Consider the following 14566-nt stretch of genomic DNA (forward strand, 5'->3'; position numbering starts at 1 on the left):
GCGTGCCCGGACCTCGTTGACCGGAGGCTGACCCAACCTGATCGGCCGATCAGGAAGGCGGGCCGGCGCTGTGCGAAGCTGCACCGCATGCGCATCCTGGTGGTCGAAGACGAGGTGGACCTTGCCCACACCCTGCACACGGGCCTGACCGCCGAGGGTTACAGCGTCGACCTCGCCCATGACGGCCGGCAGGGACTGTGGATGGCCCGGACCGGCGAATACGCCCTCGTCGTACTGGACTTGATGCTGCCCGGACTCAACGGCTACAAGGTCTGCGCCCAGTTGCGCCGGGAGGGCAACGCGACCCCCATCCTGGTACTCACCGCCAAGGACGGGGACTGGGACCAGGCAGAGGCCCTGGACACGGGGGCCGACGACTACCTGGCCAAGCCCTTCTCCTACGTGGTGCTCGTCGCACGGCTGCGGGCCCTGGTCAGACGATCCGCCGCGGTCGCCCCGCCCGTACTTGCCGTGGGAGACCTCTCGTTGGATGTCGCCGGCCGGGTCTGCCACCGGGCCGGGGCGAGAGTGGACCTCACACCCCGGGAGTTCGCCGTGCTGGAGCTGCTGGCCCGCCGGGCGGGCCAGGCGGTCTCCAAATCGGATCTGCTCTATCACGCGTGGCCCGACGAAGCAGAGGATCCCAACCTGGTGGAGGCGCGCGTCAGCGCACTGCGCAAGAAGGTGGACTCCGCGTTCGGCCGACGGTCCCTGCAGACCGTCCGGGGTACCGGCTACCGGCTGGTGGACGACCGTGAACGCGACTGAGCCGCGGCGCCGCTGGTGGCCACGTTCGGTACGAGCCCGCACGGCGCTGGCCGCCGCCTCGGCCGCCGCCGTCATCCTGGCCGGCATCGGCTGGTGGCTGCACCACGACGTCTACCGCCAGGGCACGCGGATCGCAGAAGGACAAGCCGAGCAACAGGTGTGGGCTCTCGTCGATCAGCTGAACGGGGGTGTGGTTCCCGCTCGTAGAAGCACCGTGCTGCCGTACGAGGTCGTCGCGACCGGCCGACGCGCCGCTGTCGCCTACGGCGGAGGCCTGGAAGCCTTCGCTCCCGGCACCCGCCATGTCCTGCCCGCCCCATCGGAGGCCAGGGACCCCGGAAGCCTGACGATCCGTCCCCTCCGAATACCGGAGCGCGACTCCACCATCAGGGACAGATTCGGCATGGCCGGCAAGACCTACACGGTCATGTTCGCCGATGTCAGCGCCGAGGAACTCAGCAGTGACAAAGTCGCCGCTCTGGGCGTCGCCGCCGACGCCCACCTGCGGGTCTATGTGGTGGTGCTCCCGAAAACGGCCGAGGCGATCGCAAAGACCACCGACCTCCTGCTGTTGCGGGCCGGGCTCGTCGGCCTCGTACTGATCGCCGCCGTCACCTACTTCGCCGTCCGCATCGCGCTGCGGCCGGTCGAAGCCATCCGCGTCCTCACCGCCTCGGTCACCGCGAGCCATCCCCGCGAACGCGTCACCGTCCCCGCCACGGGACACGAGATCACCGCCCTGGCCACCACCATCAACACCACCCTCCAACGCCTCGACAACGCCGCCGCCCAGCAACGCCGCTTCGTCGCGGACGCCGCCCACGAACTACGCAGCCCCCTCACCACACTGCTGGCCAGCCTGGAAGTCGCGCTCGCCTACCCGGAACGCACCGACTGGCCCGCCGCGGCCACCACCGCCGCACGACAGACCCGCCGCCTCCAGGCCCTCGCCGAAGACCTGCTGCTCCTCGCCCGCCTCGACACCCGCACCCCGATAGCCGACCCCGAAACCGTCGACCTGACAGCCCTCGCCGCTCAGCTGACCGAGCAATACCCCCTCGCTGAACGACCGTTGACCCTCACCTGCGACAGCACCGCTCCCGCACACGCACACGGAAACCCCGACGAATACGAACGGCTGCTGCGCAACCTCATCGACAACGCCGCCCGCCACGCCGCACATCGCATCCAGATCACCGTCCGAAACGAGGATGCCTGGGTCGTCCTCACGGTGCACGACGACGGACCAGGCGTGCCCACCGAGGACGCCGAGCGCATCTTCGAACGCTTCGTCCGGCTCGACGACGCCCGCTCCCGCGACCACGGCGGCACCGGCCTGGGCCTCGCCATCGCCCGCGACCTGGCCCACCGCCACCAGGGCACCCTCACCCTCACCCCCCGGACCCTCGGAGCATGCTTCCAGCTACGCCTCCCCCAAGCCCCCACCCCAGCCGAGAAATAACACACCTCTCCACGTGAGACCCCGGTCGCGTTCTGCTCCACACCTGCGAGGGAGGCTGCATATCACCGTTCACAGGTAGAAGAACAACAAAGCGTAGATACGGACTGGCCAGTGGAGAGAAGCCCGTGATCCGGACGCGAACCTCATGGCCCTCGTGATGCGGAAGGCGGAAGCGGCGTACGTCTCCGTCCGGGTGGGCCCGGGTCTGGTTGGCGTTCCACAATTCGCGGGCCTCTTCGTTGCCCGTGAGGATGTCGTCCCGGAGCTGCAGCAGCTCGCCGGATTTCGGGTGGGTGGCGATGGCGTAGCGGATCTACGCAAGGAAGGGTGTGGTCCAGTCGGTACGCCATTCAACTAGGGTGCGTCTTCAAACGGATCTTAGGTCTGCCGGTTGGCTTCGTAGGTGACGGTTGACGCCACTTGTAGGTCAGTTCTGACTCCACCCGGTGCCTGGGAGACCCGATTTTGTAGGTGAGAAATGACTCCAGGTGCGGGCCCCGCTGCGACCGATTGAGAACCCGTATTTGAACCCCGGTCACGGGGCTACTGAAGCTGGATGAGGCTAGTGCCCCGTGGACGACGGCTCATGTGCCACGTGCGGTGCCCGAGTGGGGGCGGCCTGCGTGACGAGGCGACATGGAGATCGGCCCGCTTCGGACCGCCCGCTCTCCGGTACCGACCGAGGGCACGCTCGCTACGCAGGCCCGCACGTTGCGAGTTACCTACCTCGTGGGCCTGTTCAGATACAGATCGGCCTGCTCAGATGCAGATCACGATCTTCCCTCGGGTGCGTCCGCGCTCGGCGTGCGCGTGGGCGTCGGCGATCCGCTCCAGGGGGTAGGCCTGTTCGATACGGGGTGTGTAGCGGCCTTGCCCGCCCAGTTCCGCCGCAGCGGACAGGAGAGTGGAATCGTTCTCCGCGTTGACCACATGCGCGCCCAGGCGCTGCCCGCTCGCGTGGTCGGCGACCGTCGCGACGCGCTTCGGGTCGCCCGCGATCGCGACGAGGTCGTCCAGGGAGCCGGAGGCCGCGGTGTCGAGCACGATGTCGACGCCGTGCGGAGCGAGGGTGGTGAGGCGCTGTGCGAGGCCGGGGCCGTAGGTGGTGGGAACGGCGCCGAGAGAGGCAAGGAACTCGTGGTTGCGTTCACTGGCTGTCCCGATCACAGTGGCACCTTGCGCTACCGCGATCTCGACCGCCGCGCTGCCCACGCCTCCGGCGGCGCCCTCGACGAGAAGGGTGCGCCCCGCGAGGGAGCCGAGCGCGTTCAGTCCACCCATCGCGGTCACGGACGCGAGACCGGCACCAGCGGCCTGCTCGTCGTTCCACGTGGCGGGGGTGTGCGCCCAGGCCGAGAGGATGAGCAGTTCCGCGGTCGCGCCGGTGACGCCGCCCAGCCCGAAGACCCGGTCGCCGATGCTCACCCCCTGCACCCCGTCGCCGATCTCGTCGACCACACCGGCGCCGTCGCGCCCGGGAATGTCGGGCAGATCCAGGGGAATCAGCTGGTGTAGGGCGCCGGAGCGCAGCTTCCAGTCGATGGGATTGACGCTGGCCGCCGCGACGCGGACACGGATCTCACCGGGTCCGGGGTGGGGGGCGGGGGCCTGCTCGATCACCAGGCTCTCCGCTCCGCCGTATTCGTGGAACCGGGCTGCGCGCATAATGGTCTGCCTTACTTTGACGGGCCGGAATGACGTGTTCATCCGACGCTCGTCACTCTAGAACCTGACGTTGACGTGAGGTGCAAGTCGCAACTGCCGACCGGAGGAGGGCAGGCGCGGATGGGTGAGACTGCCGAGCGGGCGGGGGTGAGCGTGGGGGCCTGCGCCACTACGAGGGATCACGCCGCCCGTCACGGTCGACACCCATGTGCCCTCGGGCGGGCTCGGCGATCCCGGCACGACGCGAGGGCTGCCGTGCGTACGTGAACCGCGTGAACGCCCCTCGGGTCCGCCACCGGGTCATGATCAATCTCGGCGCGGCGACGGTTCGATCGGCCCCCAGGGCTGCCCTCGGATCCGGTATTGCTAGCCTAAACCTGACGTCAGCGTGAGGTACGAGCGGGAAGGGAGTGACCTGCGTCATGCGCATCGGACAGCTCGCCAGGCGGTCAGGGGTCAGCGTGCGGGCCCTGCGCTACTACGAGGAACAGCGGCTCCTGGAATCGGCGCGGACGCCCGGTGGGCAGCGTGACTATCCCGACGAAGCCCTGGAGCGGGTCCAGCTCATCCAGGACCTCTTCGCGGCCGGCCTCTCCAGCCGTACCGTCGTCGAACTCCTGCCGTGCGTGAGCACCGGCGTTGCGACCCCCGCCATGCTCGACCAGCTCGTCATCGAACGCGACCGCATCGCCGCACGCATCCAGGACCTGACCCGGGCCAAGACCAAACTCGGCCGCGTGATCGAGAATGTGACCGCGGCGAACGTGGCGCAGGACTGATCAACCCGTCGCGAGGGGTGGGGCCCTGACCTATCCGGCATCTACCGGGCGACATCGCGCGTGAACAGGTCTCCCCACCCGGTCGGGTCCGTGAGCGCCACCGCCCCCCCTCCCCTGTACCCGCCATGGACGATCAACGCCTCCACGGTTTCGGCCGAGCGAAGCCCACTCGTACATGCCTGCCTTGCCTTACATCGCTTCAACCCGTTGACCTGTAGAGACACTTGACAGCACTAGATAAAAGGAGAAGCGATTCGACGCCTGACCGCTCGGTACTGCCCGGCAAGTAGAGGACTGGAGAAGGGCGCCGCCGTGCACGGCCCCGTAGGACGGCGCCGTCTTCTTCAGCCCGCGGCGACCGCGGCGGCCTTCTGTTCGGCGCGGGCGCGGGTGGCGGCCAGACGGTAGGAGTCGGTGCCGGTCTCGATGATGTTGCCGCCGAACATCAACCGGTCCACGATCGCCGCGCAGAGCCTTGGATCAGTGAACGTCTTGGTCCACCCTTCGAAGGATTCATTGGAAGCTATCGCCACAGAATTCTTTCCTCACGCTCCGTCAATACCTGGAACAGCAGCTCCGCCCCACGACGATCAAGCTCCATATACCCCAATTCATCAATACAGAGAAGGTCGACGCGGCCGTAGCGGGCGATGGTCTTGGCCAGCAGCTTCTCGTCGGCCGCCTCCACCAGCTCGTTGACGAGCTTGGTGGCCAGCACGTATTTCACCCGGTACTCGTGCATCGCCGCCTCGGTGCCCAGCGCGATGAGCAGGTGCGACTTGCCGGTTCCAGTGTCGCCGATCAGGCACAGCGGCAGGCCCTTCTTGACCCAGTCGCACTTGGCGAGGGTGTGGATGGCGGCCGGGTCGATAACCGGGTTGGCGTCGAAGTCGAACTGCCGGATCGATTTCTCGCGCGGAAAGCCGGCCGCCTTGATCCGGCGTTCCGAGCAGCGCCGGGCCCGGTCGTCGCATTCGGACAGCAGCAGTTCGGCCAGGAACCCGCGATAGGGCATCTGGTCGCGGCCGGCGGCTTCGGCCAGCTCGGGGTACTGGGAGCGGATGGTGGGTAGCCGGAGCATCCGGCACGCCTGGTCCACGGCGGTGTCGGCGGCCTGTTCGGTCAGTCTGCGGTTGCGCTTGGCGGTCACAGTGCCTCTTCCTGCTATGCCTGGCCGTCGGCCGAACGCCGACGGAATTGCAGCAACTGGTCGTAGACGGCAACCGACGGCAGCGGCCTGGGATCGGGTGGCAGCGCGGCCAGGTGCCGCTCGGTCAGCGAGGTCACCGTCGCCCCGCCGTCCACCCGGCGGCGCGGGGCGTCCTGGTCGGCCTGCTGTTCGGCGCCCTGGTCGGCCTCGCCCCACTTGCGGGCCTCCAGGGCAACCGCGTCGGCGGTCAGCGCACCGGCTCGCAGCGCGGTCGCGATCCCGGCCACCACGTGCTCGTGGACCATGTGCCGGTGCAGCAGCAGGACGGAGATGAGAGCCCGGGTGCCCTCCGCGTCGCCGTGGGCGGTGCAGGCCGCCTGCCACCAGGCGTCGTGGACCGGGGTGAACTTGCCCGCCGAGCGTGCCTGGTCCAGCGCGGTCGCCCCTGGCAGCGCGCCGGGCTTGCGGACCAGCGCTTCCAGGTAGTGGTCCAGCTCCAGGCGGGAGCCGCCCTTGGCGATCAGCCGCTCGTGGCGGGCGACTGCCCTGTGCGCGTCGTAGACCACCAGCTCGGAGGCGTGCAGCACGACCCGCACCATCCGGCCGATCAACCGCACCGGCACCGAGTAGTGGTTGGTGCGCACGCTGACCTGGCTGTAGCGGTCCACCCGCAACGAGGACACCAGCCCGGTCTCGAACTCCTCCTCCGGCAGCGCCACCAGCAGCGGGCGCTCGACGGCGAACATCTCACCGATGGTCAGCGCCCGCTGCACGATCCGGCGGGCGTCGTCCGCCTCATCCCAGCGCTCCACCATCGCGTTCAGCTCCGCCAGCGAGGCGACCTTCGGGACGGGGACCAGGTGGTTCCTGCGGAACCAGCCGATCTGCCCCTCGACGCCGCCCTTCTCGTGGGCGCCCTCGATGCCGGGATTGCAGTAGAAACTGTTGATCGAGAAATGGGACCGGAACGCCGTCCAGCGGTCGCTTTCCACCCGGCCCCGGGCACGGCCCAAAACCTGGCTGACCTCGGCCCGCAGATTGTCGTAGCGGACCTTGCCGCGCGGCACGCCGCCCAGCACCTGAAGCGCGTGAACGTGGCCTTCCAGGAAGGCTTCCTGCCCGCACGAAGCGAAGATCTTGTGCGCGGCCTTCCCGCTGTATGAAAGGCGCAGCGAGAACAGGAACACCTTGGTGGACACGCCGTCCAGGTGGATCCACACGTCCCCGAAGTCAACCTCCGCCTCGTCGCCGGGGCGGTGGGTCTGCGGCACGAACGCCTGCGGCGGGCCGCGGCCCGCCTCCACCCGGATCTCCGGACGGCGTCCGGCGATGTAGGCGCGGACCATCGAATACGTCACGCTCTGGGCGTCGTGCTCGTCGATCAGCCGGTCGAAGACCCGCTTGACGGTGTGCCGCTGCTTGCGCGGCGCGTCCAGGTCATCCCGCAGGATCTGGTCGATCGTCGCCTTGAACGGATCCAGGCGCGAGATCCGGGGTGGATTCTGCTTGCGAGGCGCCGGCCACACCGACTCCAGCGCCATCGCGACCGTCCTGCGGCCCACCCCGTACTTGGCCGACAAAGCCCTGCTGGACAGCCCTTCGACCCGAGCGTCATGGCGGATCGCCGCGTACAACTCGACCTTCGAAAGGGGCACTTGAGCCACCCAGGGCTAGCTGATGCACTCCGATACTCCAACCGCAAGGCCCCCAGTGGAGTCAGAACTCACCGACATCAACTGTCCGCCGACACCACTGGAGTCAGAACCCACCCACCACTGGCCTCAAAACTGACCTACAAAGCCAGCCGGTCGAATGCCGGTGGTCGGCCGCCTCGGCGGCCGCGGTTGTGTCGGTGGCGCCGCTGGTCGGTCTTCTCCGGGATGGTGTGCACGATGCCGCGTCGGCGCAGGCAGGCGCGGAAGCAACGGGAGCTGTAGGCCTTGTCCGCGATGACCTGGTCGGGCCTGCAGCGTGGCCGGTCAAGGCCGGTGCGCGGGACCCGGATGCGTTCCAGGAGGGGGCGTGCGCAGATGCTGTCGTGGCGTGGGCCAGGTGTCAGCAGGATCGCTAGGGGCCGGCCCTGGCCGTCGCAGGCGAGGTGGATTTCGGTGGTCAGTCCTCCTCGGGATCGGCCGAGGGCGTGATCGTCGGTTTCTTCCGGCCGGTGAATCCCCCTTTTCGACCCGTCGCTGCGGCGTGCTGGTGGGCGCGCACGATCGTGGAGTCGATCTGCACCAGCCAGTCGATATCGCCGACCGCGTCCGCGCGAGCCTGTATCTGCTGCAGGACACGGGTGAACCCGCCGTCCAGAGCGTAGCGGCGGAAGCGGGTGTAGACGATCTGCCACGGGCCGTAGCGTTCCGGCAGGTCACGCCAGGAGATCCCGGTGCGGATCTTGTAGACCACCCGTTGATGACCTGCCGGTCCGACACACGCGGACGTCCCGTCGCGGCCCGCGGTATGAGCGGAGCAAGTAGCTCCCACTCCAGATCGGTGAGTTCATGACGGCGTATCACCCCACCATGATCCACCAACAGATGATCTCTGAAGAGGGACCCTGGTCACAGGCCTACGCCGATGGCCCATGCCGCGTTGTTGGTGGTCGTCAGCCGTACAGTCACTGCTCCCAGGCTTTGCGGCCGGTCAAGGCGGTGGCGGGGATGCCCAGTTCGGTCAGCGTGCCCGGGTCGATGTGCCCTTAGCAGATATCGAGGCGATTGAAGTCGTATGTCGCGTGGTCCGGGAAGTTGTAGATGTTGCCGTCCGCGGGGGCGTAGTACGAGTACGTGGGACCCCAGAAACGGACCTGGGCTCCGCCAGTCTGGTTGTTGCGAACAGACAGAGCGTCGATGAAGTTCGAGAGCGACCGCGTATCGCACTTGAACAGGTGGAAGATGCTGTGCTTGCCGTCGCCCTGACCAACCGCCACGCAGGCGATTCCAGATGCCAAGGAGCACGTGATCAGCTCATCGTCCCGCTGGGCACTCGACACATCCCGCTTTACCCACTCGCCTGAGAACAGCGGGTAGATCTCCGGTGTCCATGCGGCCGTTCCGGCCGCAACGTTCGGTGCTGCCTGTGCTGGTGCCTGCGCCGCCAGCGGAACAAGGACTGCGGCGATCATCGTCACGACCATTGCAGCCGCCCGTCGTCTGATTCTTCTCAACCTCATTTGGTCTCCTCCGTAGTCGCAACCGATGCAGCCATTCCAACGGCGAGATGTCGTCACCACGGCTGCTGCTGTTCTCGACCGGAGCGCTCACATCTCCTGCTCCAGATGCCGTAGCGGCCAAGAGCTCCCCCGAGTCAGCGCCTCGAACCGTAGACCACGCCAGGGACGCCGCGACCCTGACAGATGTCAGGGTGTGGCATTCGGGGCTGGCCGACGCTGCGGCCCCTCTGTCCCCTGGCAGAGGGGCCGAGATCACTGCCCGGCGAGCAGGCCTGCGACAAGGCCGTACCAGCAAGCACGTGCCCGGCGAGCGGGCGCACCAATACCGGCGGCTCTGCCGGGTAGCTGAGCCGGCCAATGTGCAGGTGAAGGTCGAGTGAGCCCCGGGGCCAGGGACGTGGAAGCCGCGACCCCAGCCGACGCGCAACCGTCCCAGACAACGTTCACGAAGCCGATCAGAGAGCCGTCCTCCCAGGCGCAGACCCAGCCGAGACTGTGGACCTCAACTCGTTCTCGCCAGTCAGTCTGAGTGACCGGGTGGCCGAAGCCGTCAGGGTGTAGTGCGTTGAGGGCGTCGTTGCCGAAGCCACCCAGGACGCCTCACCCGTCAAGGCTTCCTCACTCAACCCGGACGCGGTCACTACCAGAAACGGTCCAACGCCGCTCTTCGCGGGCTGGAATCGGCACGGCCGCCGGCCGCCACTCTCGCCTGATCAACCCGAACACCCACGAGTCGGATACCTCGCCGTTCACGACGCAGTCCTCCCGCAACGTCCCTTCACGCACGAATCCGACCTTCTCCAGAACCCGGGCGGATGCCTCGTTGCGCGTATCGGTCTCGGCCTGGACTCGATTCAGGTCCAGTGTGTCGAATGCCCACTGCAGCACGGCGTGCGCGGCCTCCGTCGCGTAGCCGTGGCCCCACATCGCTTCGTCGAGGACGTAGCCCAACGACGCGCTGCGGTAGTCCGGGTTCCATCCGGTCAGACCGCACCAGCCGACGAAGGCCCCGTCAGAAGCACGGTCGATGGCCACCCGTGCCCCGGTGCCTTCGTCCGCCATCTTCCGGCACATCGCGATGAAGCGTTCGGCGCGGGCCCGTTCGTTCCACGGCGGGGAGTCCCAATAGCGCAGCACGTAGGCGCTGCTGTGCAGCGCGAAGAGGGGGTCCGCGTCGGCTTCGGTGAAGGGTCGCAGTCGCAGGCGAGCGGTGTGCAACATGGGGGCGGCCAAAGTCATGCGCACCATCTTGTGTCCTCATGGGGCGGGCAGAACACCGAATATCCGATCCCGGTCCGGCCCCCACACGACCAAGGCACCGTCTACCTGCAGATCGTGCATGCCTTCAACCAGCACCCCGACCAGGCGTTGAGGGTCCGCGAACGGCACGCCTGCTTGGGCTGCTCACCAACGGCCCAGACATGAACGTCACAATCAGCCGCCTCGGACGCCATACGGTCGCGTCAGCGGGCACGACGACGCATCCGTACTCGCTGGAGTCCTGGGTGTCCTGCTCAGCTGTGCAGCGAGCTGCGAAGTCGCCTTCGAGTCGGGTCAGCAGACCATCGAAGCGGGCTGCGATCTCGCCGCGGTCGTAGTGCTGCGGCTGCTCCAGGCACTCCAGGGCATCAAGCTCGCGCAGCAACGCCAGCAGATCCGCTTCGCTCTCGGTCATACGCCCATGCTGTCGAGCCAGCCACAGGTGGAGCGGCTCTGCATACCACCATGCTCCATACCACCATGCTCCCCCTCCCCCGACATCACCCATTCAAGTTCAGTAGCTGGAGGCAGGGCTGGGCATCCCTATGTCGTTTTCCCGGCGTCGGCGACCATGCGGACGAGCGTGTCGATGAGTTCGTCGGCAGTGGTGCCCAACCCGCCTGTGTCCAAGTGGCCGCTGAGTTCCATGTCAGCGATGCCGTGGGCGCTGGTGAGCAGCAGGGCTCCGTAGTGCCGTGCGTTCCGCTCTCCGACGAGGCCGGCGACGATGGCCAGGAACTCGTCCTGGAAGCGTCCGGCCGCGCGGATGCGGTCTGCGGCGGGGTCGCCGGCGGGTCCGCACAACTGACGTCGTACGCGATCGAGTCCTTCACCAAGTTCTTCAGGACGGTGTCCGTGGCGCCTGAACAGCATCTGGTACAGGTGTGGTTGATCCCGGCCGACGCCGAGGAGGGTGCGGAGAGCGCCGCGCAGTTTGTCGGAGGCCGGCAGGGCCGGATCGGTCCGCAGGGCGTGCACCTGGTCGGCGATCCGTTCCCAGTTCTCGGTCGCGACGGCGGTCAGCAGGCTGTCCTTGCCCGTGAAATGCCGGTACGGCGCCCCGCGGCTCACGCCTGCCCGCGCGCCCACCTCGCGCAGGGTGACGGCTTCGGGGCCGCCGAGGTCGAGGAGCTCTGCGGCCGCGTCGAGCAGAGCGCGGCGAGTGACGGCGGCGGACTCCGCACGAGTGACCATGGACCCCATCATACAGTTGACAGTGTCATCTGTACTGGTAGCGTCACTAAGGTGACAACGTCAACTGAAACTCAGAAGCTGGTCGTCATTACCGGAGCCTCCACGGGCATGGGCGCGTCAGCCGCCCGCGAACTGGCTCGCCAGGGATTCCACGTCCTGGCCGGCGTACGACGTGACCATGACGCCGACGCCATTCGGATGACCGGCATCGAGCCGGTCATCCTCGACATCACCCAGTCCGATCAGGTGGCGGCACTCGCCGCGCGAGTCGCCGAAGACCCGCGCGCGCTGCACGCTCTCGTCAACAACGCGGGCGTTCAGGTCAACGCCCCGGTCGAAGCCCTGCCGATGGATCAGTGGCGGCGGGTGTTCGAGGTCAACCTGTTCGGTCATATCGCTGTCACTCAGGCGCTCCTGCCCGCGCTGCTGCGCAGCAACGGCCGCGTGATCAACATCAGCTCGGTCGGCGGCAAGGTCGCCATGGCCACCTACGGTGCGTACGCCGGTGCGAAGTTCGCCCTGGAGGCGGTCAGCGACTCACTGCGCCGGGAGGTCGCGCCGTTGGGCGTACAGGTGGTCGTGGTCGAGCCCGGCGGCGTCCGTACGGAGATGGCCGCCCGCGGGATCGAGACGGCGAACGACCTGGCCGCCCGAATGACGCCGGAGCACGGCGAGCGCTACGGCCGCCTGGTTCAGGCGAACAACACGTTCATGGCGTTGGGCACCGCGTCGGGACTGACCGCCGACGCCGCTGCCCGGGTCATCGCGAAGACCGTGACCACCCGCAGGCCGCGCACCCGCTACACCATCGGCAGGGATGCCGCCCTGGTCACCCGCCTGGTGTGGATGCTGTCCGACCGCACGCTCGACCGCGTCCTCGCCGCCAACCTGCGCCGCCACTACCCGAAGGGAGCCGCGGCCTGACCCATCGCTCTGTCCACCTCGCGCCCAGGTTCGGCAACGCGGTGGACGGTCGGGAGCGCGTCCGGTGGTGCCGCTCCGACCTGACGGAGGCTGGCAGTGCCCAGCACACTCCGCAGAGCACGGTGTCTCCGTCGGCCGGTGGGGCCCGGCAACTGACCGATGCCGAGCATTTGAGGATCTCGGACGCACAGCAACAGCTGATCGGCTCGTGCATGAGACGACGGGGTTTCGAGTTCTGGGAGGCCGAGCGGCTCAGCCCGGAGGAAAGCCGCACGCTCGGCTATGTGCTGGACGATGCCGACTGGGCCCGCAAGCACGGATAGGGGAGCCGCATCGACGCCAAGGATGCGGCCGCGCGGGCTTCGAACCCCAACCTCGCTTACCGCAAGAGACTTTCCGAGCAGCGGCGCCAGGCCTACGACGAGGCTCTGGACGAGGGGATCCACGCGCCGGTGATCGCCGTCGAGATCCTCGGCGGCGGCACCTTGCGCAAGCGCATGGGCGGCTGCGTGGCCGAGGCCGAGGCCGTGGCCGAGAAGAAGCTGTACGGGGATCCCCAGGCTTGGTTCCGTGCAGAGAAGGCCGTCGGGCATCTCCGGGCGCTCTACGTACCCAAGGTGCTGGCCGACCAGCGGTTCTCGGCGGCGCAGGCCTGGTCACGGTGTATGAAACCGGGCGGAGTACGTCTACAACGACCCAGGTGCGTCCCGCCAGTCAGCGGTCGCGCCAGCTCACAGGACGTCTGAGCCCAAGGCCGTCGAGGCCGAGCGGAAGCTCGCCGTGGCCGACACCGCCTGCGCCCGGGACACCGATCTTCGCCCCACGGTAAGGAGCGCGAGCGCCACTACGTCGCCCAGTTGCGCGACCGCTACGGCGAATCCCTCGACACGCACGCCCGGTTGCAGCACCAGGCGCTCGACCGCGCCAAGAAGATCGTCGGCCACGGGCCTGACTGCCCATCACCTCCACGGCTCATCACTGCCGTGCGCACCTTCGTCGCCGTTGTGGATGCGGGACAGTTCCAAGAGGCCGCCACCGATCTCTCGGTCACTCCGCAAGCGGTGTCCAAGCGCATTGCCGCGCTGGAAAAGGAGCTCGGCGTCCAGCTCTTCACCCGGGACGCACGCGGAGCGCGGCTCGCCATCGACGTGCAGGCGTTCCTGCCCCACGCCCGCAGGCTCCTCCAAGCCGCTGAGCGGGCCGTCGACTCCGTACGGCCAGGACATCGGGCGTTGCGCGTCGACGTGATCGGCCGCCAGCTCTCCCTGGCCGGTCTGTTGCGGGGCTTCCACCGGGCCCACCCCGAGACCGAGCTGGATGTCGTGACGCTGTTCGACTCCGACACGGCCATCGCCGCCGTCCGGGCCGGAACCATCGATGCGACTTTCCGCGCTGTGACCATGCCCGGCCAGCAGCTCCCCCGCGGCGTGGAAGCCACATCCGTCTTCGACGAACCGCTGTACCTGTTCACCGGACCGGGACACGAGTTCGCGAATGCCCCCGCGATCACTCCCGCCCAGCTCGCCGGCCGCCGGATCTGGATGCCCGGGAACATGCCCCGCACCGAGTGGGCCGCCTACTACGACGAGCTCGCCACCACCTTCGGCATCATCATCGACTCAGTCGGCCCGGACTTCGGTAACGAGCCCCTGCTCGACACCATCGCCAGTTCCACGACACTGGGCACCTTCGTCAGCGAACACACCCCGCTGGTCTGGCCCGCCGGCCACCACCTGCGTCGCATCCCCATCAAAGACCCGACCCCCCTCTACCCTCACCCGCTGATCTGGCGCACCGACAACCCTCACCCCTCCCTGGCCGCCCTGCGTCGCCATCTCACATCCGCCTATCCGGGCCGCCCCACCAGCGGCATCTGGACACCCGGATGGAGCCAGCCCGTGCAGCCTGAACGTGCCTGACCATCACCACACCCACAGGCGAGCACAGAGTGCGGACAAGGCTCGGCGCCAGCACCGACTGCTCGTCGCCCAGTCGGCTCCTCATGCCGCCAGAGCACCACGGCCTCAGGTAGCAGGGCCAAGGAGTTGGCCGGGAGCTGGATGGCTTCTCGAGAGGAGGACGAGAGAGAGCACCGAGAACTGCTGCAAATTTGCGAGCACGCCGGATTTCGCATCGATGACGTCCGCCGAACCGGCGTGTACGACAGGAGGCCGACTTCCGTCATGGGCTGA

Annotated in this window: 14 protein-coding genes and 2 pseudogenes; 6 read left to right on the top strand and 10 right to left on the bottom strand. The window is 68.0% G+C overall.

Annotated elements, in window-relative coordinates; genetic code table 11:
- Positions 1–87: 87 nt before the first annotated feature.
- Positions 88–768, top strand: coding sequence for a response regulator transcription factor (locus ACZ5VQ_RS42400; RefSeq protein WP_469109682.1), 681 nt, complete (start codon positions 88–90; stop codon positions 766–768).
- Positions 755–2230 carry a sensor histidine kinase gene (locus ACZ5VQ_RS42405; RefSeq protein WP_469109683.1) on the top strand — a complete coding sequence of 492 codons (1476 nt, stop codon included), beginning with the start codon at positions 755–757 and terminating at the stop codon, positions 2228–2230. The genes ACZ5VQ_RS42400 and ACZ5VQ_RS42405 overlap by 14 nt, the downstream gene beginning before the upstream one ends.
- A 759-nt stretch (positions 2231–2989) precedes the next feature.
- Here ACZ5VQ_RS42405 and ACZ5VQ_RS42410 read toward each other — a convergent pair.
- The gene (locus ACZ5VQ_RS42410; protein WP_469109684.1) at positions 2990–3895 is read right to left on the bottom strand and encodes an NADP-dependent oxidoreductase; all 906 of its coding nucleotides are present in this window, start codon (positions 3893–3895) and stop codon (positions 2990–2992) included.
- Positions 3896–4317: 422 nt separating this feature from the next.
- Between ACZ5VQ_RS42410 and ACZ5VQ_RS42415 the strand changes: the two genes are divergently transcribed.
- Positions 4318–4674 carry a MerR family transcriptional regulator gene (locus ACZ5VQ_RS42415; protein ID WP_384347434.1) on the top strand — a complete coding sequence of 119 codons (357 nt, stop codon included), beginning with the start codon at positions 4318–4320 and terminating at the stop codon, positions 4672–4674.
- A 344-nt stretch (positions 4675–5018) separates the two neighbouring features.
- On the opposite strand, the pseudogene istB reads toward ACZ5VQ_RS42415, so the two are convergent.
- From istB to ACZ5VQ_RS42460, 9 genes and pseudogenes are all read right to left on the bottom strand, one after another.
- Positions 5019–5824, bottom strand: a pseudogene (istB, locus tag ACZ5VQ_RS42420) (IS21-like element helper ATPase IstB).
- Between the two features lie 14 nt (positions 5825–5838).
- Positions 5839–7479, bottom strand: coding sequence for an IS21 family transposase (gene istA / locus ACZ5VQ_RS42425; protein WP_469109685.1), 1641 nt, complete (start codon positions 7477–7479; stop codon positions 5839–5841).
- 137 nt (positions 7480–7616) lie between these two features.
- Positions 7617–7994 (bottom strand): transposase, encoded by a 378-nt coding sequence (locus ACZ5VQ_RS42430; RefSeq protein ID WP_469109734.1) that lies wholly within the window; start codon positions 7992–7994, stop codon positions 7617–7619.
- Positions 7937–8230, bottom strand: a complete 294-nt coding sequence (locus ACZ5VQ_RS42435; RefSeq protein WP_469109686.1) for a transposase — start codon at positions 8228–8230, stop codon at positions 7937–7939. The genes ACZ5VQ_RS42430 and ACZ5VQ_RS42435 overlap by 58 nt, the downstream gene beginning before the upstream one ends.
- A 292-nt stretch (positions 8231–8522) precedes the next feature.
- The gene (locus ACZ5VQ_RS42440) at positions 8523–8948 is read right to left on the bottom strand and encodes a hypothetical protein (protein WP_469109687.1); all 426 of its coding nucleotides are present in this window, start codon (positions 8946–8948) and stop codon (positions 8523–8525) included.
- Positions 8949–9410: 462 nt separating this feature from the next.
- Positions 9411–9590 (bottom strand): annotated as a pseudogene (locus ACZ5VQ_RS42445) (GNAT family N-acetyltransferase); the annotation flags it as partial.
- Positions 9591–9614: 24 nt separating this feature from the next.
- The gene (locus tag ACZ5VQ_RS42450) at positions 9615–10235 is read right to left on the bottom strand and encodes a GNAT family N-acetyltransferase (protein WP_469109688.1); all 621 of its coding nucleotides are present in this window, start codon (positions 10233–10235) and stop codon (positions 9615–9617) included.
- 106 nt (positions 10236–10341) lie between these two features.
- Positions 10342–10671 (bottom strand): hypothetical protein, encoded by a 330-nt coding sequence (locus ACZ5VQ_RS42455; RefSeq protein WP_469109689.1) that lies wholly within the window; start codon positions 10669–10671, stop codon positions 10342–10344.
- 128 nt (positions 10672–10799) lie between these two features.
- On the bottom strand, positions 10800–11450 hold the full coding sequence (locus ACZ5VQ_RS42460) for a TetR/AcrR family transcriptional regulator (protein ID WP_469109690.1): 651 nt from the start codon (positions 11448–11450) through the stop codon (positions 10800–10802).
- 51 nt (positions 11451–11501) lie between these two features.
- On the opposite strand from ACZ5VQ_RS42460, the gene ACZ5VQ_RS42465 reads away from it, so the two are divergent.
- From ACZ5VQ_RS42465 to ACZ5VQ_RS42475, 3 genes are all read left to right on the top strand, one after another.
- Entirely contained in the window at positions 11502–12374 is an 873-nt protein-coding gene (locus ACZ5VQ_RS42465) for an SDR family NAD(P)-dependent oxidoreductase (RefSeq protein ID WP_469109691.1), read from the top strand.
- 452 nt (positions 12375–12826) lie between these two features.
- Complete coding sequence (locus tag ACZ5VQ_RS42470) at positions 12827–13120, top strand: hypothetical protein (protein WP_469109692.1); 294 nt, start codon at positions 12827–12829, stop codon at positions 13118–13120.
- A gap of 228 nt (positions 13121–13348) precedes the next feature.
- The gene (locus tag ACZ5VQ_RS42475) at positions 13349–14293 is read left to right on the top strand and encodes a LysR family transcriptional regulator (protein ID WP_469109735.1); all 945 of its coding nucleotides are present in this window, start codon (positions 13349–13351) and stop codon (positions 14291–14293) included.
- Positions 14294–14566 lie beyond the last annotated feature (273 nt).

The organism is Streptomyces sp. NPDC033178 (assembly GCF_055577685.1).